The following is a 26,913-nucleotide window of genomic DNA, read 5'->3' as shown; positions in this document are numbered from 1 at the left end:
TATAAAACATAAAGAATTAAATCATCAAGCTATTAACTCTTATACATATGTTAATCCCTAGAATGTAAAAAATTTAACAATTTATTTGACTTTATACTTACTATAAGCTTTATAATGAAATCAGAAAATTCAATTTTTTAATATTAGGAGGTAACTTTAATGGAAAATAAAGTTAAAGTAGTGCAATATGGCTGTGGAAAAATGAGCTTATATCTTATGAGGTACGTATTAGAACATGGTGGAGAGCTTGTTGGTGCCTTAGATTTAAATCCAAAAGTAATTGGAAAAGATGTTGGTGAACTGTTGGGTATGAAGCCACTTGGTGTAAAGATAAGCAGTGTTGAAGAAGCTGATAAATTGTTAAAGGAAACACAACCTGATGTTTGCGTTATCGCTACAAGATCAACTATGGAAGATTTAAAACCTGCATTTACAGTTTGTGCTGAAAATGGTATAAATGCCATAAGTACCTGCGAAGAAGCCTTATATCCTTGGAACTCATCTTATGATATTACAAAAGAATTAGATGAACTTGCAAAGAAAAACGGTTGTACATTATGTGGAAGTGGATATCCTGATATGTATTGGGGAAGCTTAATTACAACTTTAGCAGGATCAATGCATAAAATTACTAAAATAAGAGGTGTTAGTAGCTATAATGTAGAAGATTATGGAATTGCTCTTGCAGAAGGTCATGGAGCTGGTCTTTCTATTGAAAAGTTTGAAAAAGAAATTGGTAACTATAATGGATTGAATCATGAAGAAACTGCACAAGCAATTAAGGATGGTAAAGTTGTTCCTTCTTATATGTGGAACCAAAATGGATGGTTATGTAGTCAGTTAGGCTTAACTATAAAATCACAAACTCAAAAATGTATTCCTATGACACATAAAGAAGACTTGTATTCTTCAACGTTAGATATGACTGTTAAAGCTGGAGATGCAACCGGAATGTCAGCTATTGTTACAACCGAAACTGAAGAAGGAGTAACTTTAGAAACTCAATGTCAAGGTTATGTTTATGGTCCTGATGATTTTGATAAAAATGATTGGACATTTGAAGGCGAACCTGAAACATCAATTAAAGTTGATAGACCTGCAACGGTAGAATTAACATGTGCTACTCTTGTTAATAGAATTCCTATGTTAATTGATGCTGAAGCTGGATATATCACTACTGAAAAACTTCCTGTAAATCATTACCTTGTTAAATCAATGAATGAATACGTTAAAACAAAATAATTAGTATAAAAAATCCCTAATAATTAGGGATTTTTTTATGGCTCTATTTTAAAGTTATGTTGATAATGGCAGCTATAAAAGTATATAAATCTAATTATTACCTTTTAATTCGTAATAGTTATAAATTGCGAATATAAAGGCTACGATAAATAGATATGTTTCATAAGCTAAATAGCTACGAAAAGAAGTACTAGGCTCGGAGAACTACTATGCCAAGAGTTTTCGTTAAACTCGCTGCGCTCAGACAAACCAACAACACTAAGGCATAGTAGTTCTTCCTTCACCAAGTACTTCTAGTTTCTCGCTATATGCTTATTTCACATATCCTATTTACCTTCACCAACTTATATTAAGAATTTAAATTAATAATGAATTAATTTATTAGTAAAAAATAATTGGTGAGGGAAATTAAAAACTTAGTTAAAGGGAGCAAACTATAATTGAGCTTGTTCCCTGATACCTGTTCCCTTTTCCCTAAAAAAATAAAAACAATTGTGTGCTGTGAACTGAAAAATGCTTCGCATTTTAATACAATTGTGCAATAATATATATTTTTATTATATACCCATTTAGTATATACTTCCATAAATAACCACAATAACCAACTTAGTTTTATTCAATATTATTCATATAATCCATGTCCTTTATATCATTGACTTTTCCCTTAGGATAAGGTGTAAGATAAAGATATAAAGATTTAACGAACTAAAAGGAGAATACTATATGTTATCCATTGGAGACTTTTCGAATATATGTAAGGTATCAACAAAAACTCTTCGCTATTATGCTGAAATAGGATTAATACTTCCTGAAGAAATTAATCCTGAAAATGGTTATAGGTATTATTCTATTAATCAATTACAAACTATGCTATTAATCAAGCGTCTAAAGACATATAATTTTTCTTTAGAAGAAATCAAAACAATTCTTCACTCTGAAGACTTAAAGGAAGAAAAGCTTTATATGTCCCTTGTTAGTAAGAAAAAAGAAATTGAAAAGCAAGTTAAAGAATTTAAAAATACATTAAATCAATTAAATACTGATATCTCAAATTTAAAAGAGGGAAAATCAATTATGTCATATCTAAAAGATATTGATATTAATCTTGTAGAAGTACCAAAAATGAATCTTTTATATATTAGAAAAATGGTTCAAGAGCCTGAATTTCCTGAGGAATATAATAATTGTTTTTGTAAATTATTAAATAAAATTCAAGAGGATAAATTAACCATAGTAAATCCGCCAATGGTACTCTTTCACAGTTCTGAATATAGCCCCTTTGGCTTAGATACTGAATTTGCTATCCCAATAAAGGAGTATGCTAAAGGCACAAGAGATTTTAACCCAGGTTTATGCTTAAAAACAGTTGTATATGGTTCTTATTCTGATCTATCCTCTGTTTACACTAAGCAAATTCAATGGGCAGAAAAAGAAGGCTATGAATGCGTAAGTGCACTTTTTGAAGTATATGTAAATGATCCTACTGAAGTTAAAAATGAAAGCGAATTAATAACTGAGGTTTATTATCCTATTAAAAAGAAGATTCAATTTTAAAGGAGAGAGTTATATGAATGAAGAAAAAATATTGGAGTTAGAAAAAATAATAAATAAGGACTATAAGAACATTGCAGGGCTGATTGTATTAAAGGATGGTAAGACTCTATATGAAAATTACTTCAATGGTTGTACTGCTAATAGCAAACTTCATATTTATTCAGTAACAAAGAGCATTATTTCTATATTGATTGGAATTGCGATAGATAAAGGTCACATAAAAAGCGTAGATACCAAGGTATTAGATTTTTTCCCAGATTATATAGTTAAAAAAAGAGAAAAAGTAATACAAAAGATTACTCTTAAGGATTTACTTACAATGACAGCTCCATATAAATATAGGTTTAATCCTTATATTAAGTATTTTACCAGTGATGATTTTGTAAAATTCAGCCTTGATTTATTAGGTGGAAAAGATGATATTGGTAAGTTTAGATATGCTCCACTTATAGGTCCAGATATTTTCTCTGGCATTCTTTTAAAAGCAACTGGTAAACCTCTTCTTGATTTTGCAAAAGAAAATTTATTTGAACCACTAGGAATTACAGTTGCTGATAACATAACTTTTAATAGTAAAGAAGAGCAACTAGCCTTTAATAAATCTACAAATATTAGTGGTTGGGTTTCTGATTCTAAGGGCATAAACACAGGGGGATGGGGACTTACTTTATCTGCTACTGATATGGCAAAAATAGGTCAATTATACTTAAATGATGGAATATGGAATGGAAAACAAATTGTATCAAAAACTTGGATAGAGGAAAGTACAAAGGAACATAGTAGATGGGACAAACTTAATATTCCATATGGATACTTATGGTGGATTAGTGAGGATAATGATCTTGGATATTCAGCTATGGGTGATGGAGGAAATACTATCTTTGTTAATAAGGATAAAAAAATGGTAATTTCCATTGCTTCTCTCTTCATACCTCGTGCTAAGGATAGAGTTGAATTTATTAAAAAATATATTAATCCAATTTATTAAATGTAAATGCAAAAACAGGGATTAAGGTTCCCAAAAGAACCCATCCCTATTTTTTTGCTTACATTTGATTTATTATTAATTACTTACTTTAATTCAGGCCATAACCCTATATTAGCTTGGTATAGCTCATCTAATACCTTCTTCCCTACAGTATAATTAGGTATTGTTTTGTTCAGCATCACAGCTTCTAAGGCTATTTGGTAAGATCCAGATAATGCTGCATCAACTGTCATTTTTTCATAGGCCTTTTGCATTTCCATCAAACCTTTTTGGAAGGTTGGTATTTCACCAATATTGATGGTTTCAGCTCCCATTGAACCAACATAGGCTGGTGTTTCAACAACTGCCTCTGGATCGAAATTGAAGATTGCACCGTGATTCTTTTTATTAACTATAAATCTTTCCCTAGTATTATGAATAATCGCATAAGCAATGTCAACAATATAATTACCATGAACACCTGCATGTAGTGAAGAATCTTTAGCTGACCCTGCTGCAATAACTCGACGACATTCATCATAGATACGCTTTTCCCTACCTTGCATTACATAATCTCCACGAGTAAAGGAAACGTCATCGTGTGCCACCATTTCATCTGGAGTTAAATAATACTGTAAGTAACAATTAGGAAAATAATCTGGAAAGCGTTTAAATAGACTAATCATTTGCTTATAGGTATCTATCCAGTACTGATCTCCAACGGTTTCATCATTTGACATCAAAAGTGTATCGATTTTACCAGAAAGAACATCTTCACGTAATTGTGGTAACAAATCAAAACCTCTTTCGTCATAGATATTAGTCCACCATCCAAAATGATTTATTCCAAAGTATTTAAAGGTTAAATTGCGATGCTCCTTATTAAAGTACTTTGCAATCGCGCCTTCAATTGAAATCGGCATATCACAAATACATAAAACATTGGCATCTGGAAACTCACGATAAATTGCTTCAGATAAAATAGCCTCTGGATTTGTATAGTTTAAAATCCAAGCCTTCGGGCAAATTTCCTTCACCTTTTTAACGATTTCTAAAACAGCTGGGATTACCCTCATAGCAAATGAAAATCCACCTAAGCCACAAGTTTCTTGTCCAACAACACCATTGTTTAAACATATTTTTTCATCAATAGCTCTCTGTTTATTCAAACCTGGACGAATTTGCATAAATAAGAAATCTGCACCTTTTAAAGCTTCATCTATATTTGTTGTGTAGGTAACGTTTACCTTGGAACCCAATTCTTTATAATACATTTTTGTATATTTCCCAAGTAAAGAAACTCTTTCCTCATCAATATCATATAAAACTAAATCCTTTAAATTTAATTCTTCTGCACGTTTTCTTAAAACTTCTAAAATACCAGGTGACTGAGTAGAACCTCCACCAACCATTACAAACTTATTGCCCATTTTCTGTCTTCCTCCAATTTTTCAAAAACTATTTCTCACTTATTCATGTTCTTTTTTAACATATTCTATATAAGCTTCAATTTTTTCACGTTCTTGTTCGACACCCATACCAATAACTACTTGGATATGTTTACCTTTATCAACAATTCCGGAAGCTTTAACTTTTTCTTTTAACATTTTAATGTTAACTTTATTTTCATCTTTTACATCAACACGCAATCTTGTGTAGCAATTAATGATGTTTTCAATATTGTCTGCACCACCTAAACCAGCAACAATATTTAGAATTTGTGGTTCAAATTCTGAATCAGAATGAACTCCAATAGAATCAACCGCTGGCTCACTTACCATCTCAGCTGCTTCGCGACCTAATGTTGGAATATTTAATTTCACAATCAATTTTTTGAACACAAAATACTCTAGAACAGCAGTTGCAATAAAGATTACTGGAATTAAATATTGGTGCCCTAATCGTGTTGGAAACGCGAAACTATTGATAATCATATTGATTCCTGTATCGAATTGGATATTAATTCCTACTAGGTTTGTAATGAGCAAACTCAATCCATATACTACAGAATGCGCTAACCATAAAACTGGTGATAAAAACAAGAATAAAAATTCTAGTGGTTCAGTAACACCAGCTAGGAAAGCTGTAATTACAGTTGGAATTAAAATCGTAGCAACCTTCTTTCTATTTTCTGGACGTGCAGTTTTCCAAAGCGCAAAGGCAATACCTATTGGTAAAGAAATTGAACCAAAGTTTGATAAATAACCTATAGATGGATGCATAGTTGTTATTTGACTTACGTTTCCTAGTTCTGCCAACCAGATGTTGAATGCACCATTATATAATTGACCTGCAATTTCTGCAGTACCACCAAGAGGAGTATAAAAAAGTGGCATCCATAAAAAGTGATGTAGCCCTAACGGTAAAAGAAGACGATTTAAGAAACCATAGAAGAAGAATCCCACTGACCCTGCAGTTGTAGTTGTTTTTACCACCGCTTCAACTATTGAATTAACAATTGGCCAAACATAAGTAATACCCATTGCAAATAAAATTGTCGCAAATACTATTAAGATATAAACGGACTTTGTACCAGAATATGGTGATAAATATCTATGTAGCTTAATATCACCAAACTTATTTACCATCCAACCTACAAATACACCTAAAGAAATTCCTAGAAAAACTCCCATATCAGTTACTTGAATACCAAAAACCATCCCTTGTCCAGTACCATAAAGTCCCTGTTCACCAGCAATAGCTAATCTATTCGTAATTGTTAACCAAGAATTATTTGCATATAAAAATATTAAATATGTAATAATCCCTAAAATTGCTGCATCCGTTTTATATTTTGGTTTTGCTAATGCCGCTGCAATCCCTACACAAAATATCGCACTTAGCTGACCAATCATACCCCCAGATAAAATATTAAAAATAAAGCCTCCAATATTCTTGGTGAAGTTTGGCATCATTTCAAGTTTCAAAATTGCGCAAACTGATAAAATAATTCCAGTCACCGCCATAAACATTACTGGCTGAATAATTGCTTTTGAAAAAATACTAGCTGATTTAATAAACTTCTCTTTCATATATCTTTCCCCTTTATTATTTTTAATTTAATTATTCCAACTTTTTGAAAAAGTTATTACCCAACAAATACTTATAAATTTTTATAGCTACATGTCACAATCTTATTTTTTTCTAAGAGTTTCTTCATTTGTGAGTCACATAAAATTGATACTTCCTTCATTCGTTGAATATTGAATGAAGAATTAAAATATAAAATTTCATCTACATAAGCTGGATGAACCATCAGCTCTGTTATCTCATTATCTTTAACTTTGTCAAGCACTATTTGAATTTCTTCAAAACATTTTACTGGGTTTTTATAGAACGGTATTGTTAAATCACGAATAGCTGTATGATTCATTAAATCAAAAAACCCCTTAATTCCCTTTTGAGCAGGTAGCTCTATATTTTCCTCTAAGTTAAAGATATTTCTAAAACATAAATTATATTTATTAGCAATTCTTTTCGTTATCTCCAAATTTTCAGGAAAAGAATGTACATGATGATGACTATCTAAATGGGTCAAATTCAATCCTTGATCTATCAAATAATCAATTTGATAAGACCACTCTTGGAAAATTTCCTCATCACACATTTGTTTACGATGTTTTTTATATTCAACTAAATTATAAAAATCTCCTTTTTCATCTATGAGCGAAGTCACTTTAGTTAAAGGTTTGCCACAAGTTAAAACAAGGTGAGCACCTACTCCAAGATTTACATTTTCTTTAGCAAGTAGAATAGCTTCATCACATCCTGGCATGTTAGCCATTAAAGTTGTTGAGGTCAGAATCCCATCTTTGTGGGATTTGATGATTCCTTGATTTACTGCCGAAGAATAACCAAAATCATCGGCATTAATAATTACTCTTTTCATAACTTCCTTCTTTCATTAAAGACACTCTATTAATTTATATGAACATCTTTCTTTTCAACTCTAGGAAATATAATACGTTTGATTAGAACTAATTATCATTCATTAAAGTAGAAGAGATCAATGAACAAAACAAATATTAGATATCCTCGCTGTCACTACAATAAATTATATAATTTAATTATCTTTACAGATCTATTTCACATGTGAATAAAAATAATCAAACTTATATAAATTCCAAAAAACGAGAAACCTAAAATTTATTAAGCTATTTTTTATAACAACTTAACAAATTTATTAAAGAAACTACTTTCATACAATTGTATTTGCTTTCTTTATAGCAATAGTATAGTATATAGAAAGAGTGTCCACAATGCTTATACCGCAGCATGGTTACGCTTTCATTTTATGAATATACTTTCACAGGAGCGTGAGATTATGGCCAAAATATACTATTTAAATCGTTTATTTCCAAATAGCAACTTTCGCGATGAAGATGAAAAAATAATCGAGAATATTATAGATGCAATTAAAAGCAAATCTATCCTCGACATTCGTAATATTGCACAAATGAATTATACATCTCAATCTTCAATTAGTCGCTTGGCTAAAAGAGCTGGCTTTAATAATTTTAAAGAATTTATTTTTTTCCTTTCAAATGAATTTTCACATAAATCCACAAATCAATTGGAAATATTGCCATTTGTGGTAGCAAGCCAAGACTGGAATCAAATAGATAGTTATTTTAATAATGCTTTTTCAAATAAAAAAATTTACTTATTTGGTGAAGGGTTTTGTCAAGTCTTAGTTAATTATACTTATCGTAAATTACTCTTAAAAAAAATTTATGCTATTGACTTAGAAGGTGTAGAAATTAGCTTAGTGTCTGATCAAACACCTTATACATTAATTACATTTTCTCAATCAGGTGAAAACAAAAATGGTTTACTCAAAATAAAAGAGTGTAAGAATTATGGCGGAAAAGTTATTGCCTTGACAGCTACAGAAAACAGTAGCTATACGGCTAAAAGTGATCTTTCCTTTATAGTAGAAAGTGGATCCACTGGTATAGATCATGAAAATCAGAATTTAAATTATTTTTTTGGTAACTCTTTAAATTTGATGGAATATCTTATTAATCGTTATACAAAAACACCAAAAGCATAAATCTTTTGGATTTATGCTTTTGGTGTTTTCAAAGCCATGATAAAAATATAACCAAGAAAGCTCATATCCATTGCTTTCTCTATGTTTCATATATTATTCAAGTTCGTCCCGAGTAAAGTATCACGGACGGTCAAATGCTGATAAATGGCGGTTTCCAGCCCACCTATTCTTTAAAATGTTACGCTTTCCGCAACTTTTTTCATTCTTTTAGTAGCAATTTAGTAGCAGACCAAATCATCTGAAGGCTTGATATAATCTACTTTTTGTTACTACTTGGCAGTTGTTCCTTGTGGCTTTCGAGTCGCTGAAATAATTGCTGCTACTAAGAGAATTATGGCGACATGTCGCCACTTTTTGAAAGGAGTTTGCTATGAGCAACCAACATAAAAATCCAACTATAAGTTTCAGAATATCTGATGCTGAAAGAAAACAAATTGAAGCCAGAATACTTGCCAGCGGTATGATGAAGAAAGATTACTTTGTCCGTTCCTGTATCTATAACCACATCTGCGTTGTCGGTAAAAAAGAAACTATTTATCCACTTGTAGAAACCATTTACAATCTTTATCAACAATTACTTGTTATGCAGACTGCATTTCTTGATAGTACTGCTGCCGAATTACCAACTACCGAGGAAATCTCAGCACTTCAAACGGATTATGAAAATATGCTCAAAGCTATCATTGATATGCTTGATGGGGCTAAATATCTCTGGGAAGATGGTGGTTCTCATGAGTGAATTACAATTTCAATTCGCTATGTATAATCCGGTAACCGATACCGTAGAAGTAAATGCAGGTCCTGGTTCTGTGCAATATATTAGATGTAAGGAATTTAATGCTACAGTCCGCCTTGATGATCCTAATGATATTGTTTACCTGTATCGGTTGGCTGAGGAACAGCCACTTGCTTATGCTAAATTTGCATTATCTGATACTGGATTGCAGGATTATGTGGATGCTATGAATTGGTTTAATTACTAATTTAGTTACAGGTTGCTACCCCAAATTTTTCTCACAATTCTTAATATTATCTACTTATCGCTCGTTTTATCGCTCAGTTTAATGAGCGATAAATTGAGTGATATATTAATATATGAGTTCAGAAAGAGAACTGCATTTCGAGTTAATTACTAGATTTTCTTACTCATAATGAAACAGCAAATCAATTCACTTAAAAGCATACTCCTTTTTCAACAACTACCGAAACGTAAGCTCCTACACAATTTCCTTACTCAATAATCGAATACCGGCAAATCATGATTCTTGCATTTCCTCTTCTCTCGATTCTCCACAACATAGATTTGCTTCACATAGTATTCAGCATCTTCTCTGAGCTGATCCTATTATACTTTAGATAACGTCTCCTGCGTGATCACTATGCCCTTTGCTGTTTGTATACTTTCCCACCGCATCTCCCTTGTAGATACATTCTCCATCCAATTTATTTCCTACGTTTTATTAAACCCTTGAATTCTCTTCATATACGGAATTCTTATTTTCACTCATCTCGTACCTTTTGTAATATGTCTTCAAAGCAAAACTTACTATCAATAAAATTACCAGACCTATAACTGTTATTATCATACTTTTTGAACTTTTTTCATACATATTAGCTCCAACTGATACCCAAATTAATGTTCCTGGAATTCTAGAAAGCGCATATACAAAAAATAATTTTGATGCGCGAACAGGCGTTAGTCCAGCAATATACATCATCAGATCTTTTGGTATAAAAGGGATAATACAAATAATAAACATACCAATCATTCCTTGGGTTGAGTTTATTACTTTACTAACCTTCTGAATTTTCGCCTCCGGTATAAATTTAGAAATAAAATCATAACCTAAAAATCTCGAAATGTAAAATGCCATAATAGAGCCTAACATAATTCCAATGATAGATAATATAAATCCCAATGGAATCCCATAAATATAACCTCCGCAGATATTAAAAACATCTCCTGGTATAACAACCGTTAGAACATGAACTGACTGTATTAGTACATACACCATAAAGCCTGCATTACCAAATGAGCGAAGATATTCACGCACTTTTTGAGGTTCCTTTGCGTTTTCCGATACCCACGAACCATACTTCAAGGCAATACCAAGCATAATTGCCCCAAAAATAACAAGCAATATAAATTTAAGTATGTTCTTTTTTTCAATGTTAATACTTTTCATAACTATACCTACCTTTCATTTATCTGAACAAATTTTATCATTTTAAAATGAAAAGTAGATTAAAACTAACGGAAAATAAACTTAAAAATACTCCCTCTATCTATTTCAGATTTTACCGAAATTTCTATATTTAAAATGTTACAGATACCCTTGGCAATAGACAGTCCAAGTCCACTACCACTTGTTTCTTTATTTCTTGCCATATTTTCAGTATAAAATCTATCAAAAATATGTGTAAGTGTTTCTTCACTCATTCCACAACCTGTATCTTTGATTTGAAGTACCGTATGAGTATTTTCTTTATTGCATATTATCGAAACTGTCCCACCATTTAGGGTAAATTTGAAAGAGTTATCGGTAATTATTCGAATTAGTTGTCTTATCATTGCCTTATCGGAAATGATATATATATCTTCTTCAAAAGTACACTGAACCAAATGGTTTTCATTATATATCTTCATTTCCTCTACCATTTCTGATACTAGCTCAGATAAATTGATTTCTTCACATGAAACTGCTTGAGCAGCATCCATTTTTGCAAGAAATAGCAATTTATTGATAAGCTGTGTCATATTATCAGTTTCCTTTTGTATCGCTTCTATTGATTTTTCAAGTGCTACTACATCATCTTTCCCCCATCGACTGATCAAATTCGCGTATCCTTTGATTGCGGCAATCGGTGTTTTTAATTCATGAGAAGCATCAGCTATAAAGTGAGTCTGTTTCCGAAACGAAATTTCTATCCCATCTGCCATTTCATTAAATGTCTTTGAGAGCATATATATTTCGTCTTCAGACTCTGGCAGAGAAATACGCGAGGAAAGGTTATACATATTCATATTTCTTGCCGTTTTCGTAATCTCATCAATAGGTTTTAACAATCGCTTTGTAAATAAATATCCGGACAGTACAGCTATCAACATTCCCACTGTATCAATACCCGCAATAACGATAAATAATATCTTCAAGAAATTTTTTTCAATGTTTAAATTTTTAACTACATACAACTCGTAGCTTACTTCATCTACTTCAAAATTAGATTTTTCAACAAGGTAGTGCTCTTCATCCTCATCATACGTCCATATATTACCAATCGGAATCTTTGTTAAAAAAGGATAATCAAAATTTTCTGACTTAAAAATTGTCTGTCCTTCTTGTTGTACCATTATTTCAATATTTTTATTTGCTGAGAGCTTTACCGTTTTTTTCATTTCAGTAACATTTAATTTTTCTGCAAGAATTGCTTTTTTGACAATTTCAATATCATTATGAGAAGCATATGCTTGATAAAACTCCACACTATATAATACACCTGCACTAAGCAGAAATAACGTAACCGAAAATACAAAGGCATAAAACAAGGTAAACTTTCTTGTAATCGTAAGTTTTCGAAACAGTAATTTGATTTTCACCCTGTTACCTCCTAATGACGTATCCATATCCACGTACCGTAGAAATTATTCTATGTTGATTATCTCCCAATTTAATTCGCATGTGCTTAATGGTTACATCTACCACGTTGCTATCACCAAAATAATCGTAATCCCATACCGTTTGTAAAAGACGACTCCGACTCATTACAATTCCTTTATTACAGAGAAGTTGTTCAAGCACATCAAACTCTTTTTTAGTCAACTCCACCTTTTTATCATTACAAATTATCTCATGCGTTTCGATATCCATTACAATTCCATCAGCAGTAAGTTTTTTTGTTTGTTCTACATTCTGAACTCTTGTTACCACTCGCATTCGGGCAAATAGTTCCTCAATATCAAATGGTTTTGTAATATAATCATTTGCACCACTATCTAAACCGATAACCTTATCAGAAATATCTTCCTTTGCGGTCAGCATGATAATTGGTATATTAGAAAATTCTCTAATACGTTTGCATACTTCAATTCCATTGATAAATGGTATCATAATATCAAGTAGAATAATATCAAACTGAATAGTTTTAACTTTTTCAATTGCTTCTCTGCCATCAATGGCAATTAAAGCCATATATCCTTCATGTTCTAGTTCCATTTTTATGAAACAAGCAATTTGTTGTTCATCTTCAACTATTAGTACATTCATATCTAACACTCCTCTTTACCATACTTTAACACCTTAAAATGAATATATAGTAATTATTCTTACATAGAAAAACAAAGGAGTAAACCGACGTCTCTCCTTCGTTTCCAAATATAATATGCTCTTATCAAAGTGAATAAATGGAATTTCATTCTTGACTTTATCCCTTAATCATATCCGTCCTTTTCTAAAACAGAAATCACACTTTGTTCCTGTTTTTGCCAGAGTTTCATTTCTCTCAAATATAACGGATGGCGCAAGCGGATCATATGTTACATGATCGGTTTTGCAAAATACTGGGCAAAGTTCCAGCGCATTTCTTTTCTTAAGTTCCTCGCAGTATAGACATGTCGTAATATTAAAACGAATGCACTGCTTATTATTTTCCATCCATTCTATTGTCCATCCTTCTTTTGGAAAACCAATTTTAAGTCCAAGCTTAAACAACACATTGAATACCTTAAATCCATATTTCTTTGTACTTAGTAATTTACAAATCTTAGCCATTTTTTGTGCAGAATTACACATTAACCTTTCTACAAAATCAATTGCTATCTTCTTTTCTATTCCAGAATTGATTAATGCTTTGTAGCAAGCATAACCGGGAAGGATACTTTTCTTTAGATGGACACCTATCATCTTATTTCCACGATCATTCATTTCATTTATTTCTTTCACAAGAATGCGACAAGCTTTTTTATAAATCTTGTCAGCACATAAAAATTGTTTATCCAGTTCAACTCTCAACCCTTTAATTTGTGTTTTTGAAAATACATCCCTCTGCAATCTAATCCCTACTTTCTATCAATAAATCCTTTTTCAGGTGACCATTCACATTTTCCTGTTATTTCATAATGACAGTTGCAACAGTCATCACCATCGCCCAACGTTTTGGTGCGTGTAAAACCGTTTTTCATAAGGCTTGCAAATAGATAATCCATTCTACAAATGCCCGGCAAAAGTTCGTCCGCAGCGAAATCATGTGCAAGTTTTTTAATACCACAGGTTTTTATATCGATTTCAAAGCAATTTACATCAATGTTACGAAACTCAATCTGCCAGTCATAAGGATGAAGTTTATTATCATTCTGCCGAATAAGGTGTTCATTAGCTTTTTTACGAAAACTATTGAAATACGTTTTTCCTGTTACATGTAGAATTGCCTTAGGAATGGTAGTTACCATTTTTTCGTTCATTGCCCAGATGTTCTTAATGGTTTCATTCTGTGATATTCCAAGTTCCAAAAAGGTTTTGTACCATGCTATGTATGCAGGAGCAAACTTGTAATTAAATGAAAAAACACTCTTCCCTATATCTGGAGTTTTTTGCAAAATCTCATGCAGTAACTCACAGGAACGTTTTTTGAATTTGTGCCAAAAATCACTGCCATATTTTGCTGTAAACAATTTTTTATTTCTGAACATCGTAAGGTTATAAATCATCTTGTACATATGCAGCGTACTCCCCTCCCTTTATTTTTCTGCTATTCCTTCATATAAATATCCAACAAGTGTTCTCGGATAAACCCTCGCTTTATGGATTTTGTATTCAACTATATTAAATTCTGCACACTTCAGTTCTTCCACATAATCCCGCGTAATGTTGCAACCATAAGCAAATATGTTATACAGGGGATTAAAAATCTTTTGCAATATTTTACAAGGTTTATTCGTTGCTTTTCCATGCTCAAGAAACAGTAGTCTGCCACCTGGCTTCAATACTCTATTAATTTCCGTTAATGCGTTAGCAAGATTATTCATACTGCAAAGGGAAAATGTCGAAACAACGGTATCAAAGGTATTATCTTCAAAACTCATTCTTTCGGCGTTTTCTGGTATTATTGTCACAAAAATACCAGATTGGGGTAATTCTCTCACATAAGGGTCAATCGCTGTGAGGTTGGAAATTACCTTTGGATATACCGTAAGATTTGTTCCCGTACCGATTCCGATTTCTAAGATATTTCCTTTTGCACTTTTCAACAAATGTTTACGGTATTTCATAATTGACGGTTTCCCAATATTTATCTTCATCAAATATGGGAAAAGCATATCACGATACCACTTCAAATTCTCACCCTCCTTCAGAACAAAATTAAGTTTAAGTAAATATCCAGTAAATATAAATCCCTAAGCGGTTCGCCAAATATTTTACGTACAAAAGCTTACATTTACTTTAAATGGTGGTCTCTTTGGGTTTAAAATATTTTATATAATCACATTTCACTTCAATTATATCGCTGTAAGGAGGCTCTAATCTTAGAAGTCTTTTTATAAATAATTTTTGATTGCAGGTAATACGTAATTCTTCATACCATGCGTACTTTTTGCTTTTTTTAGGCTTTTCAAAGGTAGAATATATAAGATATAACAACAAATCACCAAAATAAGAAAAGTCAATATCACATTTATATTGCTTGCCATCAATCCATCTGGCTAATCCAAAATCCACAAGAGAAATATTATTACCGTCATACAAAACATTGGCACACCTAATATCTCTGTGAACCACACCGTTATAATGTAAGTACTTAATAACCTCAATTAATTGAAATCCTATATTATATATCTCTGAAGCGTTGAATGTATAATTTTGCTTGAATAGCATTTCTTCAATCGTCTTGCCCGGCTTAAATTCCAAAACAAAGGCATAAAATCCTTTATTATTTATTACTCCTAACAATTCTGGAATTTTTTCGTGTTTGAGCTGTGAAAGGATGACTGCTTCGTGTATATTTTTTTCTTTATACTTCTTAAGCATTTTGGATTTAAAACGCTTAATTATTACAGGTGACCCTGATGGAGAAGATGCAAAATAGCACTTTCCATATCGACCTTCCCCTACAGAACAAACGACCTTATACCCATCAATCTGCTTTTCCAAATATTCTGAGTTAAATGCTAGTATCATAATACTGTATTTCTACTCCTTTTATGATGTCTTTTCCATGCCTATTAATTTTCAGGGATTCTAAATTATTGACACAAGAAAATCAATTAACCATAACAAAATAGCTATGAAGCCAATTATAGCGCAAAGAAAAAGGGTATATTTTGTATTACAAGAAAAACTTGTTTTTCGAAAAAAAGATTTCTTTTTAGTAAGATATTCTTTTATTTTCACAGTGGACACCTCCTACTATTTTGTTGGAATACTTTTCTCACATTACATATTGAGATAGTTTCCCAACTGGCAATATAGGGTTTCATAACATTCATAACAAATTAATTTATTAAACAGACTCGTAATATGGTTCAACATGTATTATGGCTGAAATCTGGCTACCAAATTTTGATTTAAGTACATTTTCAATTTTATGTTGCAACGCATGTGCCTCAGAAACTTTCATATCTGGGATAACCAATACATGCAGGTCTATAAATACTTCATCTTTTCTTCCTCTACTTCTTATCTTATGACACTCTTTTACTTCTTCACATGACATTGTTACTTCATATATTTCTTCACTATTCAGAACCGCTGAATCTGTTAATGTTTTGGTTGCTTCCATAAATATTTCAAAACTTGCTTTAAATATAAACAATGAAATTAATAATGATACGCATCCATCTATAATTGGGGGAACGCCCATTTGCAATAAAATCATTGTAACAATAACCCCACATGTGATAAGTACATCACTTTTTGTATGTTCCGAATCAGATACTAAAACATCACTTGATAGTTTTATCCCTTGTGATCGTTCATATATAACAACAAAAATATTTACTATCAATGTACTAATCATTACAACAAAGCTAATCATGGATATCTCAGGTGTTTTTGGATGTATTATATTAGTAATAGAATTAAATGCAACTTTACTTCCTACAACAAATAATAACATCCCTATTATCATACTTGAAATAGTTTCAAATTTCTTGTGCCCATATGGATGATTATTGTCTATAGGACGACCGGCAATAGACAAACCAACAATTCCTACAATATTGCCGCTTCCATCACTTAAAGAATGATATCCATCTGCGATAATACTTCCACTATTTGCGATTGTTCCTATGGCAATTTTAAAAATAGCAACTCCAAAGTTCAATCCCATGATAATCCATAGCACCCATATTGCTTGTTTTGTATTTCGTGTTTCTTTATTCATTGATTCTCCTTTTTCTATATCTTTGTTCCACAATTCATGCAGAATTTTGCATTTGGCAAAAGCTTTTCCTTACAATTATGGCACGTCAATTCCAAATTTACCCTTTCACCACATTCCAAGCAGAATTTCGAACCCGCAGGAATTTTAGAATTACATTTACTACAAATCAAATTGTTATGCTGACCTATGGTCTGATTTTGCATAGACTGATTCATTTGTATTGGTTGATTAGGATTCATTTGCTGATTTTGGTATGGTTGGTAATAAGGATCATGATGATTCCTTGAATGACTTCCTGAAAAAACAGTATTAAAAAGATTACCTAAAACTCCTTTTTGTCCATAATGATTGTACCCGTTATTGCCTTTTTTATAATGATGTCCTTTTGATGATTTAGAAAAAAAACTCATAGTTATCACTCCCTTTTTGAATTTATGTTGAAAGTTCACTTGCTACAATTCATAGCGAAAATGTTACAATACCAATATTATAGAGAAGTGTTTATGTTTTATTTAATACCTAAAACGAGTTTAATATTAGAATATCCTGCGCTCTGCATCAAAGCATTATAGCGAATTGAATTTTCGGCTAACGCTACAGATTCTGTATCTATATCTACGTTATTTCCATCAAGTCTATAACTAAAATTAGTATTTTCTTCTGCTACTTTTATATCAATGTTTTTTACATCACTATTTTCAAAATCACTTTTGCTCATTTCTTGATGCAATTGTTCTTCAAAGGATACTGTTTTTCTTTTATAATTAGGAGTATCAACATTTGCAATGTTTTCAGATATTGTCTGGTTACGCACCCAAGCTACATCTAATGCCTTGTGTACTATATTTTTACTCTCTAATATTTTATCAATCATTATTGTATCTCCTCTCACAGGGAAGGGGTATTGTTTTTTGAATTTGTACATTATTTTTTCAACAAAGATATTTAATTGACTAATCATAAACCCTCAATATCTGACGAAACCTTCAAAACACAATACCGTCAGATATCAAGTAAGCTATTTTATTAAATGTTAAAACATTTATCATTTTATAATTTTCTTTACTAGTTTCACAAGTTCATACCACATTACAGCTACCGCTGCAATTCCTACTGCACCAAATAACTGACTAACTGATAATGGTTCAAATTTTAAGAAATGGTTAACAGGTGTATAGAGGATAATGAGCAGTCCAAGGACCGTGAAAATATTAACCGCCCACATTACCTTATCCTTTGCAAGACGAGCAATCGATTGAAACGCAAAATCGTGATCCGAGCTATTAACCTGAACCAAAAATAGATTAGAAAGCATAATAATTGCAAGACCCATTGCACGAGCTAATGGTGCATTATCCGGATTACCACCAAGAGTGGTAAAGTAAGCGCCAAAAGAAGCTGCAAAAATAACAAGTCCTTGAATAATACTTTTAATAAATATGCCAGTATTTAACAGTTTCTCTTTCGGATTGCGAGGTTTCCTATCCATAATGTCTGTTTCAGCGGGTTGACGCTCTAAAACGATGGAACAGGTTGGATCTATAATCAATTCCAGCAAAACAACATGAAGAGGCAGAAGAAGAATCGCTGCAGGTGTTATTCCTAAAATTGGTGCTAAAAGGGATGCAAATGCTATTGGAATATGAATTGTGAAAACATATCCGACCGCCTTACGGATATTATCATATATTCTTCTACCATCTTTCACTGTTTCAACAATTGTTGTAAAATTATCATCCATTAGTATTAAATCAGCAGCTTCTCTTGATACCTCACTACCACGCTTACCCATTGCAATACCAATGTCTGCATATTTCAGTGCCGGTGCATCATTTACACCATCACCTGTCATTGCTACAATTTCTCCATTTTCTTTAAATGCTTTTACAATACGCATTTTATGCTCTGGAACAACACGGGAAAAGATACTTACGTCCTTAACTTTTTCACATAGTTCTTCGTCGCTCATTTCATTTAACATATCTCCAGTTATAATATGATCACTGTTTGGCATACCAATTTTTTTTGCTATGGAGGAGGCTGTAATACCATTGTCTCCTGTAATCATTACTACACGAATACCCGCTTTGTTGCAGACAGCTATATCACTTTTTACGCTCTCTCTCGGAGGATCGGCAAGTCCAATCAATCCAAGAAGCGTAAGCGAACAATCTGTGATTTTTTCTGGAATGTCTTTTTCGGTCTGTGGCTTCATAGTAGCTACAGCAATAACACGTAATCCTTCCTTAGACATTTCAATGATTTTCTGTTCAGCAATCTCTAGATCGTTATTAGACATATTGCAGACAGTCAAAATTCGCTCTGACGATCCCTTAGCAGCAATGATGATTTCGCCATTTCTGCGCCATACATGCCCCATCATTTTCAGTTCATTTGTAAAGGCATACTTTTTAATAAGTTCTCCGCCAAACAAATGCTCTTTCGAAATTCCATGATTATCACAATAACTTAACATTGCTTTTTCCATTGGATCATAAGCATCTGTCTCACAACCAAGTCCCATAGTTTCAATGAGAGAATGTGTATCATCACTCAATGCCCATGTATTCTGCACCGTCATCTGGTTCATGGTTATTGTTCCTGTCTTATCAACGCATAGTACAGATACTGCACCTAAAGTCTCAACAGATGGTAATTTACGCACAAGGGATTGTTTTTTTGCCAAGCGCCAAGCTCCCATAGATAAAAATACGGTTAAAATAACCGGAAATTCTTCAGGTATCATTGCCATCGCAAGCGTAATGCCAGAAAGAATACTTTCAATAATTCTATCCCCAAAAACATGATCAGGAATATTAAAATAGGTAACCACTCCGACAAGTGCAAACAATACAGCTGCGATTCCTGCACAAACCTTTACCAAACCACCTGTTTGTTTCTGGAGAGGGGTATCTTCATTTGGTGCTGTGGCTACATTTGCTCCAATTTTGCCATATTCGGTCGTTGCACCTATTTTATCGACCAATACAGTTGCTGTTCCTTGTGTTACCAACGTTCCCGCATAGCAATAATCTTTACGCCAATAATCATTCGTAGGCTCTGCGTTTTCTTTAGTAATCTTCCAAACTCCTTCTGCCTCACCAGTAAGAGAAGATTCATCTACGCAAATGGCACTGCATTTTATCACAGTACCATCAGCCGGAATTTTCACTCCCTCGTAAATCATCATTAAGTCACCAGGTACAAGATCAGAACTTGCAATTACTGTTTCTTTTCCATCACGAATAACCGTGACGTGGGGCGCTGATAGATCTTTTAACGCATTTAAAGTTTTATCCGTTTTCCATTCTTGAATAACATCAATGCTGATAATACCTAAAACAAAAATCAACATGATAGCACCATCTCTTGGCTCACCAAGGATAAAATAAATAACTGCAGCAACAATCAACAGTAAAAACATTGGCTCACAAATGATATGAAAGATCTTCTTGATGAAGCTTTCTTTCTTTTGTGGAGTCAATTCGTTTTTACCATATCTGTCCTGCAGTTTCTTAGCTTCGGCGGAGCTTAGTCCCGCCATGTTTTGTTTGTAGTCTGTCATAAAAGTTACCTCCATTTAGCCTATTTGGCATTCGATTGATAGCTCTATGGCACTCCATTCAAGTTCATTTTGTTCCTTTTGGTATAAAAAAACACACCTATGGAACATACTACTGTCCCACAGATGTGTATAATATCACATTCTGCTGCCACATATTGCGGCCCAGCCCCATGACCTCATTAAAAACAAGGTTCATCGCCTGCTCAGATTGTACTGTTGATCTCGCATCTCATATAAGAAATGTAATGCAGCGCAAAGAGTATTATTATACTAACACATTACCATTTAGTTGTCAATATTTTAAAATCTTGAATTTTTATACTGAGTTTTCTATCATTTTTGCAAATTGTTACAATTTATTTAAAAACACTCCTACATTCTGTTTAAGCAGAAATAAATTCAATCGTCACTATAATGATACTTACTAGTTATGCTCCTATCTTGATTTACCATCCTTCTTTGTCTCAATATTTTTTACTTCTGGTACAATTTCAGATACATCCTTCGTGTACTTTTGTATAGGGTGCTTCATGAAAAGTTACTCAAAATCGAAAATACCCCCACAGTACCAGCCAGCTCTCTCTTATCTCCTCCATTCCTTTTCATCTTTCTTCTTATCTGTCACACTTTCCTTATAAACCTCGTCAAATTCCTCATAGACTTCCATCAAATCTTTCTGTATTCCTAGCTTTTCAAGAACTCCTCGATATACCTTAATTCCAACCTTATAATCCAGTTCATCCAGATGAAAGACCATTGCTCTTATATCCGCATTTGCCTGTTTGAACAATTCCGAAGACATACCCATTTCATCACATAAATACATTGATTTCTCAATTTCATGCTCAACCAGTTTTTGTTCCTGCATCTTATCGTAAAATTCTGATATTTCAGCAAATTCATCATATGCTTCGCTAAATCCCATATTGCTGCCAATCTCCGTCAAATAATTCATAAAATAATCAAATGCCTTATCATCCGTATATTTTTCAAATGGGAATCTTTCTGCTTTTTCTTGCAATGACAATCTTTGGTATTCATCTAGTGTCTTTGGTAATTCCCTAATTTCTTGAGCAGTGTTTTGTGGAATATATAATAAAGTTTCCTCAATCTCAAAATTTATTTTCGCCTCATTCTCTACCACATCAACTATTTCCGTTATCGGTTTAATAACAGATTCTGGAATTATCATTGACTTTGGTTCTATCATGGGTTCTATTACCGCTTCTACCACCGGTGCTATTTGTTTTGGTGCAATTACTTCTTCTACCTTCACAGCAGCTTCCTTATACGGATTCTCTGGCACATCCACATCATAGATATCACCAATATCCTCCATATCACCAACTGGTATCATTCGTTCCAGTACTTCTTCTGCCCTAGATAATTCCTTCTTATAACATCTGTCCGCAATCTGAATCTGATCTTTAATCTTGCCCTTTCGTTCCTTTAACGCTTCTAATTCACGTTTATACTCAGGCTCATTACTTCGGAACTTTTCAAAATCTTCAACCTCCTTGCATTTACGTTTCTCAATGCCATGATTAGAATACATTTGGTTTTGTTCCGTCTCCACATCTTTTAGATCCTGCTGAAGCTCATTGGTCAGGTTCAATAAATCTGTGAATGAATTCACATCATTATTTACCACCAATAGATACTCTTCTTGTAGTAAATGCATCTGCTTGATAGACTCATAATAATATGCTGATTTATAATTAAATCGCTTTTTCTCAATTAGTCTCAAGCGGTACATTCTCGCGTAATACTTCTTTTGAAACTGTGACAATTTGGCACGTTTCACATAGATTGGATTAAAGGTATTGACCTTCGGTCTAGCACTCTTACTGTCTCCATAACGAATTAATATATCTAGATTTTCTTTCGATAACTGTTCGTCTATAGTATCAATACGTTTAAAACGTTTCATCCCTGGAGCCTTAACCGCAATATGTTTACCTTCTTTTACATCATATCCCAAACTTTTTAGTAGAAATATAAAATGCTGATTACTCTCTGCCAATATTGCACAATAAAATGCATCACCTTTTATCAGTGTAGAATAGGATTGTTCCCTCTCCCACTCAGGTCTTGACATATTCTTAGGATCTTCGCTATATTCTGCCGGCATTATCTCAAGTCCATACTCCTCACATAGCTGATTTGTTATGGGTTGTAAAATGTGCTTCCAGTCTCCGTTATGATATTGGAACTTATATCCTTCTGTCATATCAATACTGTTAAATACAATATGTGCGTGTAGATGAGCTCTATCTGTATGAACTGCTACAACTGCTTCATACTTGCCTTTTAGGAAAATATCAGTAAATCTCATTGCTATATCATACATAATCTCAGGTGTTCCCTCTCCCGGCTTAAGTGAAATAATTAAGCTATACCCCTGCCTTCCACCAGTTTTTTGAAACATCTCCTTGGTTGCCTTCATCTGCTCATATGCAATTTCCAACGGGCAGTTAATACCGCCCGCCAGATTGACCATTCCAAGTTTCATAGGATTCAAAATATAATTGATACTGTTCTTCAGATGAATGTCTTTTTGTTTTTTCTTACTAGCCTTCATACATCCGACCTTGGTTATCGCCATTTCTTTATCACCTCCATCATTAATTTTTGGATTTCTTTTAGTAAATCCACTACCTGTTTTAATATAGAATCACTAACTAGCTTATTGGTATTAGCCAGTCGTGTTAATTGGTTAATATTATTACCAACAGAAGAAATCTGATTGATAAGATTTCTTCTGTCCAACGCAAATGAAGTATCAATTGAACCACCATGAAGAATTAATTCCCTAACATACTCACTGGGGTTTAATCCATTTGCCTCGGCATCCAACTTCATCTGCTTCTCTTCTAATTCCGATAATCGAATCGTAAAATTTCTTCTCGGTTCGACCATTTGTTTCCTTCGACCTATAAGCTGCACCTCCTTTTTATCTGTGCTTTGCTTTTGTTTTGGTTCTTTTACATCCTTTACAAAACCACCTAAAGATAGATTTTGCCAGATACGTATAACGCAGGGCGTTAAACAAAATCTGGTTAGGGGACCGCAATCCCCTAATACCCCTGTTATATTGTAAGCACAGAATGTGATAATTCCATCTGTACTTATTACAATTTGTATCACTGCCACTGGGACTGTTATTACAAATTGAGATATGAATTTGTGGATGTAATACCTTTTGTATCACTGTTTTCATCCTCAAATCCAACTATTTATCATAAATATAAGCAATTCCAATCCTTAGAAGCCGTTCAAAAAGCTTAGTGCTGAAGTAGGAAGTTCGTCATTTCCATCCGCTTCTGGGAGAATACCCATTTTCGGAACAGTTACCTCTGTCCGAACTGCTTTGTTACTCTGCTCCGCTGTTGTTACTACTGGAAGAGCAACTGATACTCCACCAGCTACCACTACTTTTAGAACCTCTGTTACTGCTTTTGTTACAGCAAGCTCCACTTCTTTTTCAAGCATTCCCATAATCGACCCAGATTCTTTTTGAACTGCCTCTATGAGTTCATACTGAGCCGACTGTATGAACTCCTTTTTCAAAGAATCCAGTTTTCCCTTTGCTTCGTCAAAATCAAATTCATCTCTGGCATATTTCGCTAAAACCCATTTAATAAACTTGCTTCTGTCTCCATAGAGACTTTTCCTTGGCTCTTCGTCTATGGATAATAATAATTTCCAGACCAAAGCATCTTCGTCATGATTTAGGTTTAAGCGAAAAGGTACTGTCTGAAACATATCCTTATCACTCACGCAACCACCTGTCCGCTTTCTGTAATGCCAGATATTCATAACCAATGGCATTTGCCTTTACATCTTCTTGATAACAGATATTTGCGCCTCTAATTCTTCCAAATAATTTCATTACAGTAGCTCCGCCGCCTACATACACAATTGGCGTTAGTTCTGGATCAAACCCATTTTCTTTCAGCTGAGCTTCTACGTTTTCAGCGAAGATGCAAAGCTGATCCTGTACAATTTCCGTGATTTCTTTTGGAAGATTGGATGTTCCAGTCATCATCACATCCTGAATATCACTTTCATCCAGATAACGGTTTTTCCTTCGAAATACTGCTTTATTGACGTTAGCCATACAATTAATTAATGCTTCTGGGATGGTGATACATTCCCGTTCCACTGGAACATAATTCTTGTTATGAATAATATCAATGGTCTTAGAACCTATATCTACAATCAGCTGATTCGGTGCCAGCTTTCCTAAAATATTTGCTACTGCTGCATAACACTGTGGGTATAATAGAACTTCTTCAATTTCTATGAAATACGTTTTCCCTTCATATACAAAGGTTACAACTCCTCTTTTTAGATAATTACTAAAGCTAAGCTTCTCTTCCCCAAATCTGGTAAATGGAAGTCCTGCTGCAACTACGACCCTGATCCCATCTTCACTAGACAAACCATAATATTCGATTTCCTTTGCAATTGCCGCATAGGTGAGCAAAAGATAATCTTCATCTTCTATTTTAGTGTCTTTCATAGGAAGTCTTCCTTCTCCGATTTTATAAAAAGTATCTTTGCACTCCATGGTCTTAGCTTCTAATGTTGCTTCTGTACCAATTTCTTCTACCCCATTGTCAAATATAAAATGTGGCGTCTTAATTGTTGAAAATCCATGGTCAATGGCACATAATAAAATATTTTGTTCTTTAAAATACATAAATTCTCCTCCTGCCGTTACGGCTAATATACTGTTAATCGTTTCATTCCTATGAACAAAAGTTCTGATTGTAACAGCCGGAGTCCTTTGTTATACTGTATTTGCGAGATACATAGAACAAGTTCCGGCTTGTTACTATCAAGTCCTTTCCCTAATCGGTAAGGGCTTTTTCTTTTGCTTCATAGTTACCATCTTCTGCTACCATTGACTGATTTTTTTCAAGATCATCAGCCGGATTGTAGTAATCTGCATATCCATATACCTTCTGTTCAAAGTATTTTCTTGGACATCTGCCTCGGATAATTAAAAATCCTTTTGCAGCAAGTTCTGCATTATACTTTTTGATAATGGAATACGCCTTTGTCTTGCCAACTCCAAGCATCTGTTGTACTTCATCAACTTCAATAAAAGTCTCTTTCATTCCTACCATACGCAATCTCCTTTCATCATATCATTAAACATTTTGCTATCTTATTCATAAACACGCAATCTGTTTTCGTGTTTACAGTATATTTCATTCGTTTCGTGTTGTCAATAGATTTTCTTCCAAAACACGAACTTGACTTTCGTGTTAATCTGTTATATACTTTTCACAAAGTTACAAATAGTACTTTTAATGTAAATATATTTCGTGTAAAGGAGTGAACACAATGGCATCTCAAGCACTAAGCCCAGAACAAATTGCAGATACTATTAAGAGAAAAAGAAAAGAAAAAAAGATTAGCCAGAAAAAATTAGCGGAACTTATTGATAAAACAGAACGAACCGTTCAAAATTATGAATCTGGTCAAACTGATTTTTCAATGTCTATCATTAAAGATATTGCAATCGCACTAGACATAGATTTTCGAGAATTACTATCTACACCAGAGCATCAAGATGGTATGAATGTTGGGATTGACGGAAGAAATTCCTATAGAAACAAGTACATGTTAGAATCCTTTGCGGATGTAATCAATGTTTTATTTAAAATCCAAGAAACTTATGATTTTACTATGAAACTAGATATTGCAAAACCACCAGAAGATAAAGAATGGAAAGCTTCTATCTCCGTTGACGGAAAAGGAGCCAGCAAATACGATATGGACTTTTGCCTATTTTTAGAAAACTGGAAAGCAAAAATGGACCAGTTATATAATGGAAAATTAAGTATTGACAGATACATGGACTGGCAAGCAGAAACCATTGCTTATTACGCATCCAGTACTTTGACTCCAATGTTTGAAAGACCAGACTTAGAAGAATACACATCAGAACTGGGCAACCAAGCATATCGTTGGAAAAACCCATTTTCAACAGAAGATGATAAGAATAAATAAGAAATAACGAAAAAATAGCCCCAATGTAATTTCTTTTGCAAAAGAAATTGAGCACCGGAGCTACTATGTAAGTGATTCAACCTAAACGGCTGATGTAATCACCCTAGACAAGTAGATTATATCATAGCCTTT

26 protein-coding genes and 1 riboswitch are annotated in these 26,913 nt (G+C 33.2%); of the genes, 7 read left to right on the top strand and 19 right to left on the bottom strand.

The features are described from left to right. Positions 1-159 precede the first annotated feature (159 nt). From AAT22_RS02565 to AAT22_RS02555, 3 genes are all read left to right on the top strand, one after another. Positions 160-1,242: a dihydrodipicolinate reductase gene (locus AAT22_RS02565; protein WP_047000149.1), complete on the top strand. Its 1,083-nt coding sequence runs from the start codon at positions 160-162 to the stop codon at positions 1,240-1,242. A gap of 723 nt (positions 1,243-1,965) precedes the next feature. Then, complete coding sequence (locus AAT22_RS02560; protein WP_047000148.1) at positions 1,966-2,796, top strand: MerR family transcriptional regulator; 831 nt, start codon at positions 1,966-1,968, stop codon at positions 2,794-2,796. 13 nt (positions 2,797-2,809) lie between these two features. After that, positions 2,810-3,784 (top strand): serine hydrolase, encoded by a 975-nt coding sequence (locus AAT22_RS02555; RefSeq protein WP_047000147.1) that lies wholly within the window; start codon positions 2,810-2,812, stop codon positions 3,782-3,784. Positions 3,785-3,867: 83 nt separating this feature from the next. Here the strand turns inward: AAT22_RS02555 and AAT22_RS02550 are convergent, their stop codons facing one another. The 3 genes from AAT22_RS02550 to chbG all read right to left on the bottom strand — a co-directional run bounded on the left by AAT22_RS02550 (position 3,868) and on the right by chbG (position 7,652). Beyond that, a complete protein-coding gene (locus tag AAT22_RS02550) occupies positions 3,868-5,193 on the bottom strand; it encodes a maltose-6'-phosphate glucosidase (RefSeq protein ID WP_047000146.1) in 1,326 nt (441 codons plus the stop codon). A 39-nt stretch (positions 5,194-5,232) separates the two neighbouring features. Beyond that, positions 5,233-6,795: a PTS transporter subunit EIIC gene (locus tag AAT22_RS02545; RefSeq protein ID WP_047000145.1), complete on the bottom strand. Its 1,563-nt coding sequence runs from the start codon at positions 6,793-6,795 to the stop codon at positions 5,233-5,235. 71 nt (positions 6,796-6,866) lie between these two features. Beyond that, entirely contained in the window at positions 6,867-7,652 is a 786-nt protein-coding gene (gene chbG / locus AAT22_RS02540; protein WP_047000144.1) for a chitin disaccharide deacetylase, read from the bottom strand. 435 nt (positions 7,653-8,087) lie between these two features. Here chbG and AAT22_RS02535 point away from each other — a divergent pair, with 435 nt between their 5' ends. The 3 genes from AAT22_RS02535 (at position 8,088) to AAT22_RS02525 (ending at position 9,799) form a co-directional block, all read left to right on the top strand. Further along, positions 8,088-8,816 (top strand): SIS domain-containing protein, encoded by a 729-nt coding sequence (locus AAT22_RS02535; RefSeq protein WP_047000143.1) that lies wholly within the window; start codon positions 8,088-8,090, stop codon positions 8,814-8,816. Between the two features lie 370 nt (positions 8,817-9,186). Next, on the top strand, positions 9,187-9,555 hold the full coding sequence (locus tag AAT22_RS02530) for a hypothetical protein (RefSeq protein ID WP_047000142.1): 369 nt from the start codon (positions 9,187-9,189) through the stop codon (positions 9,553-9,555). Further along, on the top strand, positions 9,548-9,799 hold the full coding sequence (locus tag AAT22_RS02525; RefSeq protein WP_242849778.1) for a hypothetical protein: 252 nt from the start codon (positions 9,548-9,550) through the stop codon (positions 9,797-9,799). Before AAT22_RS02530 ends, AAT22_RS02525 begins: the two co-directional genes overlap by 8 nt. Before the next feature lie 477 nt (positions 9,800-10,276). Here AAT22_RS02525 and AAT22_RS02520 read toward each other — a convergent pair whose 3' ends face one another. From AAT22_RS02520 to AAT22_RS02445, 16 genes are all read right to left on the bottom strand, one after another. After that, the gene (locus tag AAT22_RS02520) at positions 10,277-11,002 is read right to left on the bottom strand and encodes a VTT domain-containing protein (protein ID WP_047000141.1); all 726 of its coding nucleotides are present in this window, start codon (positions 11,000-11,002) and stop codon (positions 10,277-10,279) included. A 65-nt stretch (positions 11,003-11,067) separates the two neighbouring features. Further along, on the bottom strand, positions 11,068-12,414 hold the full coding sequence (locus AAT22_RS02515) for a HAMP domain-containing sensor histidine kinase (protein WP_047000140.1): 1,347 nt from the start codon (positions 12,412-12,414) through the stop codon (positions 11,068-11,070). 4 nt (positions 12,415-12,418) lie between these two features. Continuing rightward, a complete protein-coding gene (locus AAT22_RS02510; protein ID WP_347456684.1) occupies positions 12,419-13,081 on the bottom strand; it encodes a response regulator transcription factor in 663 nt (220 codons plus the stop codon). Positions 13,082-13,249: 168 nt separating this feature from the next. Next, a complete protein-coding gene (locus AAT22_RS02505; RefSeq protein WP_047000138.1) occupies positions 13,250-13,864 on the bottom strand; it encodes an L-2-amino-thiazoline-4-carboxylic acid hydrolase in 615 nt (204 codons plus the stop codon). A gap of 8 nt (positions 13,865-13,872) precedes the next feature. After that, a complete protein-coding gene (locus AAT22_RS02500; RefSeq protein WP_047000137.1) occupies positions 13,873-14,529 on the bottom strand; it encodes an L-2-amino-thiazoline-4-carboxylic acid hydrolase in 657 nt (218 codons plus the stop codon). Between the two features lie 21 nt (positions 14,530-14,550). Further along, positions 14,551-15,147, bottom strand: a complete 597-nt coding sequence (locus AAT22_RS02495) for a class I SAM-dependent methyltransferase (protein WP_047000136.1) — start codon at positions 15,145-15,147, stop codon at positions 14,551-14,553. Positions 15,148-15,253: 106 nt separating this feature from the next. Continuing rightward, positions 15,254-15,988, bottom strand: a complete 735-nt coding sequence (locus AAT22_RS02490; protein WP_047000135.1) for a protein kinase — start codon at positions 15,986-15,988, stop codon at positions 15,254-15,256. A gap of 322 nt (positions 15,989-16,310) precedes the next feature. Further along, positions 16,311-17,192 carry a cation diffusion facilitator family transporter gene (locus AAT22_RS02485; protein ID WP_047000134.1) on the bottom strand — a complete coding sequence of 294 codons (882 nt, stop codon included), beginning with the start codon at positions 17,190-17,192 and terminating at the stop codon, positions 16,311-16,313. A 14-nt stretch (positions 17,193-17,206) separates the two neighbouring features. Further along, positions 17,207-17,602, bottom strand: a complete 396-nt coding sequence (locus AAT22_RS02480; RefSeq protein ID WP_047000133.1) for a zinc-ribbon domain-containing protein — start codon at positions 17,600-17,602, stop codon at positions 17,207-17,209. Positions 17,603-17,700: 98 nt separating this feature from the next. Continuing rightward, positions 17,701-18,084 carry a flagellar basal body rod protein FlgB gene (gene flgB, locus AAT22_RS02475; RefSeq protein WP_242849777.1) on the bottom strand — a complete coding sequence of 128 codons (384 nt, stop codon included), beginning with the start codon at positions 18,082-18,084 and terminating at the stop codon, positions 17,701-17,703. 153 nt (positions 18,085-18,237) lie between these two features. After that, positions 18,238-20,757 carry a cation-translocating P-type ATPase gene (locus AAT22_RS02470; protein ID WP_047000131.1) on the bottom strand — a complete coding sequence of 840 codons (2,520 nt, stop codon included), beginning with the start codon at positions 20,755-20,757 and terminating at the stop codon, positions 18,238-18,240. A 110-nt stretch (positions 20,758-20,867) separates the two neighbouring features. Beyond that, positions 20,868-20,974, bottom strand: a riboswitch (NiCo riboswitch). Between the two features lie 366 nt (positions 20,975-21,340). Next, positions 21,341-23,362 carry a relaxase/mobilization nuclease domain-containing protein gene (locus AAT22_RS18505; RefSeq protein WP_052953891.1) on the bottom strand — a complete coding sequence of 674 codons (2,022 nt, stop codon included), beginning with the start codon at positions 23,360-23,362 and terminating at the stop codon, positions 21,341-21,343. Then, entirely contained in the window at positions 23,353-23,910 is a 558-nt protein-coding gene (mobC, locus tag AAT22_RS18730; RefSeq protein WP_156174272.1) for a plasmid mobilization relaxosome protein MobC, read from the bottom strand. Before mobC ends, AAT22_RS18505 begins: the two co-directional genes overlap by 10 nt. A gap of 111 nt (positions 23,911-24,021) precedes the next feature. Beyond that, positions 24,022-24,537 carry a hypothetical protein gene (locus tag AAT22_RS02455; protein WP_047000130.1) on the bottom strand — a complete coding sequence of 172 codons (516 nt, stop codon included), beginning with the start codon at positions 24,535-24,537 and terminating at the stop codon, positions 24,022-24,024. Next, positions 24,530-25,462, bottom strand: coding sequence for a ParM/StbA family protein (locus AAT22_RS02450; RefSeq protein WP_047000129.1), 933 nt, complete (start codon positions 25,460-25,462; stop codon positions 24,530-24,532). Before AAT22_RS02450 ends, AAT22_RS02455 begins: the two co-directional genes overlap by 8 nt. 151 nt (positions 25,463-25,613) lie before the next feature. Beyond that, the gene (locus AAT22_RS02445) at positions 25,614-25,892 is read right to left on the bottom strand and encodes a hypothetical protein (protein WP_047000128.1); all 279 of its coding nucleotides are present in this window, start codon (positions 25,890-25,892) and stop codon (positions 25,614-25,616) included. A gap of 220 nt (positions 25,893-26,112) precedes the next feature. Between AAT22_RS02445 and AAT22_RS02440 the strand changes: the two genes are divergently transcribed. Continuing rightward, a complete protein-coding gene (locus AAT22_RS02440) occupies positions 26,113-26,781 on the top strand; it encodes a helix-turn-helix transcriptional regulator (RefSeq protein WP_052953890.1) in 669 nt (222 codons plus the stop codon). The last annotated feature ends 132 nt before the right edge of the window (positions 26,782-26,913 follow it).

This window comes from Clostridium sp. C8, from assembly GCF_001010885.1.
Lineage (GTDB): Bacteria > Bacillota > Clostridia > Clostridiales > Clostridiaceae > Clostridium > Clostridium sartagoforme.
The sequence above is the reverse complement of the archived record's forward strand: the minus strand, read 5'-3'. Positions and strand labels throughout refer to the sequence as shown.